Annotated in this window: 5 protein-coding genes; all 5 read left to right on the forward strand. The window is 40.8% G+C overall.

Annotated features, from left to right (window positions below; all coding sequences use genetic code 11):
• Window positions 1-528: 528 nt before the first annotated feature.
• Entirely contained in the window at window positions 529-777 is a 249-nt protein-coding gene (locus tag BCU34_RS23995) for a winged helix-turn-helix domain-containing protein (RefSeq protein WP_413286295.1), read from the forward strand.
• A 1,432-nt stretch (window positions 778-2,209) separates the two neighbouring features.
• A complete protein-coding gene (locus BCU34_RS24000) occupies window positions 2,210-2,683 on the forward strand; it encodes a hypothetical protein (protein WP_413286296.1) in 474 nt (157 codons plus the stop codon).
• 291 nt (window positions 2,684-2,974) lie between these two features.
• Window positions 2,975-3,514, forward strand: coding sequence for a hypothetical protein (locus BCU34_RS24005; RefSeq protein ID WP_413286297.1), 540 nt, complete (start codon window positions 2,975-2,977; stop codon window positions 3,512-3,514).
• A 444-nt stretch (window positions 3,515-3,958) separates the two neighbouring features.
• Complete coding sequence (locus BCU34_RS24010; protein WP_413286298.1) at window positions 3,959-4,453, forward strand: hypothetical protein; 495 nt, start codon at window positions 3,959-3,961, stop codon at window positions 4,451-4,453.
• 69 nt (window positions 4,454-4,522) lie between these two features.
• Window positions 4,523-5,134, forward strand: coding sequence for a hypothetical protein (locus tag BCU34_RS24015; RefSeq protein ID WP_413286299.1), 612 nt, complete (start codon window positions 4,523-4,525; stop codon window positions 5,132-5,134).
• Window positions 5,135-5,450: the final 316 nt, after the last annotated feature.

A 5,450-nucleotide genomic window follows, 5' to 3' on the forward strand; every position in this document is an offset into this window, starting at 1 on the left:
AGTCAGGATGGTGAAGGTAGAGTCGGCGGAACATAGAGGCTGGGACATTGAAGACGAAGGAGCGAAAGAAGACGTAGAAGTGACAGAGTCCAGTAGCGAGACTTTCTCATCATTTCACCCCAGTCGCTACTTAAACAACATTATATGTTTGGCCCAAAACAGTAGCTCATAAAGCATAGGCACCAATATGATGCCCTTTTTTGTTGAAACACTCTAGATCTCGTTTCGAGATATGTTCATAACCCCAAAGATTTTAGTGATGGTAACTTCTGACATATTAAACATCTTTGTTGCATTTTTGTATAATGACTCGTTCGCTGAATGAGTTCAAAAGGAGATTTGTCGCGTTCTTCTTTCGTTTTTTGCGTTCAATTATCAGTTGGAGTTTAATGGAGTGAGTTTGATTTATTTAATAGCGGATTGTATTGCTTTTGATCCCCATGGTAAGTGCATATATAGGTATGATTTTTAAAAAAAAAAATAAACTATCAGTAAATATGATATTGAGATAACTCTAGTGACATTCTTATGGAATTGATCGTCAGTGGAACGTATCTGTCAGTAGAGCAGCTTCTTGAAGAAGTTTGGAGAAAACAAAGGCAGGTAGAGGTTGATGTCACAAGTGTTAGGCAGGCTGTGTCTAAATTGAGAAGAAGTCTTAAGATAGTGGCACCTCAAGTTGATGTGATAAAGACGATTCCCAAAAGGGCTATTTATTCGACGCTAACGTCGAGCTCATCAGTAAAGGGGGTAATAGAAAAGAACGAGCACCAGTAGTTGTTTTGGTTTTGCTAAGTATTGTTATGCTCGCGTTTTTAATTAATTTTTTTTCATATTATATTAAAAGCCCTGAAGACTCACCTTTTTCTAAAGTTGTTGGTATTGACTTAGTTGACTCCAGTTTGAACGTAGTTCAATCAAAACACCACCCTGTTGATAAAAAACTACTGCCGATATTTAGCAAGTGTATATCAGAATTGAACCTCTTTGATGCTGATACACTGTTGCTATTTACTCAACAACGGAAGACTTCTTATCTTTGACTGCATTCTATGAAGAGCCTAATAAAAGGCAGATAACGTTTAGGTTAATTCTATCCAAGGTTTTTAATAAGGAACATTATAAATGCGGTTTATTATAAATATAATTCTAACTCTAGATATAATCGCAGCAATGTTAAGTTTTATAGTATATTACTCTAAATATGATATTACGGGGCCTTTATGGGAAATTGATGAGGTGATACTGAGTCAAAATGTAGACATAGGGACCAAAGAAAACGCCAAATTCCACTTGGTTAAAGCTAAGTTTACACTATTGTATTTCTCCGATGGAAAGTTTACGGCATCTATTACTGCAGAGACCGATTACAAGAATGGATTGAAAGAGTCGGTTACACAGGAGTTTATGGGAAGTTGGGTGAGGCAAGGGAATACATTGATATGAGGATAGATGATTCTCATTCTATGAATAGGACTATCCAGACGACCAAACGCTTGTCAAGCGATAGAATTGATTATTACGCAAGAATCGCATTGACTAGGAGCTACATTGTTAACTATTACAAGGGGGAAGACTTACCCCGATTTTCCTTCTCTCATGCGGGGGGACCTATGTTGGATTCTTTTCCCTACGTCATTCCCGGCTATTTTTTTCATCCACCATAAAACCTAAATTTATATTTTTTTATACTTAAGTTTGTGTGTGATTTAGGATGGCATTTGTGTGAATTATAGGAATTCACTGTAACTTCTATGCGTCAAGTCGCAGAATTAGGGGAATCATTTGACCTCGTGACTTTGACCTATGCCATTTTCATCATATCTAAAAACCAAGCTAAACGATAACGACTTTAGTTCTAAATCCATCATCGCTAAGTTGCAATTGTTTAGTTCATCGTTCGACAAGTTGGATCCAGTTTTCGCTCAGTCGTTGGGTAAACGGACGAACAATTCCCACTCTCGAAAAGCAACTGTTAGTAGTACGTTGTTTCGACTCCAGCTTTTACCCTAATCTAGAACACATTATTGCACCTGCTGTTTCCCGTTCACAGCTCAAAGTTTACGAATCACTTTTCAATAATGTTGAGTCTTCGTATCACAGCATACTGACTTATAAAGAAGCATCCGACTCAAGATTGAAACCCTCTATCGAGAAAGTTAACTGGTCTAAGCTGCAGTGTTTATTACCAGGGTTTTATGAATCTACTTTGTCTTATAACCGCGCCCTTCCAGTTTTAAATCGACTAGATGAAAATAATGTGACTTTCTGTTCATTGCGTAGTAGAGACAAAGTCATATCACATCTATCGATTAGTCATGATATTAATTATTTGAAAGCGATATTTGGCCATAACGTAAATATTGACTTCGATAAAGAATCAGTCGTTTTTAATATTGGCTATTACTCTAATAGAGAGCATTACAAAATATTAGTAGGGCTGCTTCTAAACCATATTTGTTATCATCATGAGAAAATTGAAGATTTTTATGTAATTGCAAGAGGCATGGGTTTTCTAAAATTAATTGAGAGCTTTGGGGGGAAGCTATTATCAGCTAATAAAGAAGATAATGCTATTGGCAATGTTTATTTACTCAAGATGGATTTTATGAGAGCAATAACGAATCCATTCGCGTTTTCTTTGCTGAAGGAATCATATGGAACTTATAAAGATATAAATTAGTACATTTTAGGTAGTTAATAATACGTTTGTAAAATTTATTACTAGTCTAGTCGGCTAGTCTTTTATGACAACATCATAATTGATATATAAAAACACAAGGATAATTATTATGCAAAAATTAATGAGAGTGAATTGCTAATGTTCATTAATTCAAGATACAAAGCTAGAAAATCGATAGTGGCACTTATGATTGCGCTAGTAACCGGTTGTAATGGAGCATCTGATGACGGTAGCACGTCTCCTGGAAATAGTGGGCAGCTTCCTCCCCAAGTGAGGGGACGTCGACTTTAAGTGCTGAAAATACGGTCAATTTATCACGAAATATGTCCTCTTTCTCATGTGTTACTTGAGGGGAAAATACACTCGTCCTCTCAGAAAGGGAATAACATTGTCAGCTCTGTTAGCCCATTAACCGATCTCGAGTCATGTCAAGATATCTCAGTCGATTCTACAGGTTATTCGGTAAGCTTCGATGACTTTGTCGGTGTTTGCGTATATAAATACGATGCAACAAACTCAGCCGCCCCTGACCAGAGAGCGTCTGCGTATGCCATTTCGGTCGCGCAGAAAAGTGTTGATAATGAAGTAGCGCTCTTTACGCCTATGCCAGAAACGACACTTGTGGGTGAAACTCTGGTTATTGATCTGAAAAACGATCCTAACTTTGTAACGGAAGTACCTGACAGTTACACGATGGATCAAGACGTCACGCTCATTGGTGAAGGTGAGGCAACGGCAGATGATACTAATCAAAACTATTACTCACACACCCACAGGAAGACTCTGGCTTTGCAAAAATTATTTACTCTTACAGTAATGGCAGTGATTTAATAAATTTAGAAATATTGCGATTTCTGTATCAACGTCTGCGAACAGCGCCCCTATCGCACCGAACATCGACTATTCGAATGATCCAAAATGGATCAAGAGCCTTGGCTAACGAAGAGGTGATTATCGATTTATCGACTTATGTTTCTGACGAAGACGGCGGGATTCACTCTTTAATTGATTCATGTTGGATTTTTTGAACGCTGCGGTTTCATTCCCTTTAGATACTGAAGACATGAATAACCTCGCGCCAAGGTTTGAAACAACAAAAGTAGGTGAACACTTTGTATCATATGGAGTTTCTGACCATTACGGTGGTTATGCCTCAGGCATGTTACGGATAGAAGTATATGACTTAGAAACCGCCCCCGAATTGGGGAAATCTTCCCTTAGAGATGAAATATTACTTCGCACCGCTGGTTACATGATGAAGCGGACGCCCAAGGCGTGACTTACACCAGTACTCACATTGACGTAGGTGCTAACAATGCAAATGTAGCGACATTTAACTTCCAACAACCAAAAGACTTGTGGGAAGCAAGTGGAAGGCTTCCAACCGCCAAAGAGCTAGCGGCATTAGCCAATATTGGAGGTATTGGGCCTGCCGTGTACGATGGGTGGCCAGTCGAGATTGATTATTGGGCGCTTGACAGTGATTCTACGTCCATTGTTAGCTTACAGTCAGGCCAAACAAGCGAAACCCCAAATGCAGGGGGGCAATATGTCACATGTGTAGGTGAAGGTGGCTACCGTATAGACAGTGCCAATTCCAAATTGGTAGCGATTGGTGATGGAGAAGATCAAGCAAGTGTCGCAGTTCAGGCTACTTTCAATGGTGAACCTCTGGAAGGCATAACAGTGGAGGCCGAAGTTACAGGAAGTGCGAACCTGGTAAGTACTTCCTTAAAACCGACGCAAACGGACACGCAAGCTTTAACGTAGTGGATGCGATATCTGAGCAGGTCACCTTTTACAACCAACTTAGAAGGCAGCACGGTCACACCACGATCTGTGCAGCTACAGTTTACGGGTAACCCTAACACGGCGGACCTGCAACTTACCGCGGTAACGGATAACCAACCAATGAGTGGAGTGAACGTTTTTGAGTCATCTTTGAAAGACGCCACCGGGGCTCCAGTGGCTGGACAAAAGATTGATTACCAAAATTTAGATCACTTGACTTTCACATTATCGAGTGAATCAACGAATAGTGATGGAAAGCAAACCGTATCGGTGAAATCGACTGACGTACAAGGAGAGGAAGAATACCCATACATAGTGGATGCAACATATATTCTCCCGGATGGGTCCCAAGACACCCAATCACTGGATATGACCTTCTCGAATGGTCGATTAGAATTTGTTTATGGAGAATCAGGGAATTATGCACTCGACCCCCACCACCCAAACTCTGTAACCGTTGTAGTGCATGATGAGAGAGACACCCCGAACGAGGTAACGCTAAAAATTAAGGGACCTGCAGTCTTTACAGCAAACGGAAGTAAAGAATTAACAACAGACGCCTACACCCCAACAGAAGGATCAGAGCACTCCCTAACCTGTGCCAGACTATTAAGTACGACAACTCCGACGACAATGAGAAGGTCCCACAAGAAAACATAACCTACGACGTCGAAGTTACAGCGTGTACGGGCAGACGATCACCACCCCACAATTCTTTACAGGGATGCCTCCACAAATTGTAGGGAAGTCAGGAAGAGTGTACGTCCAGTTGCCACGAAAAGCAGATGGGACAGCCTACTCCTACGGAGATGTATATACAGCATGTCAGGACCGAGGCTTCGAGCCGCCCAGTACAGATCATTACGGCCTGATAGGATCGTATGACACGAGCTGGTACGACGACATAGGGTTTGAAACCGGGGGTGAAGGCGCACAGGGAGCGAAAGCCTTGTTCGACGCGGGGTGGCAACACAAC

Origin of the sequence: Vibrio sp. 10N.286.45.E10, from assembly GCF_002874195.2 — a bacterium.
In the GTDB taxonomy this organism is placed as follows: Bacteria; Pseudomonadota; Gammaproteobacteria; order Enterobacterales; family Vibrionaceae; genus Vibrio; species Vibrio crassostreae.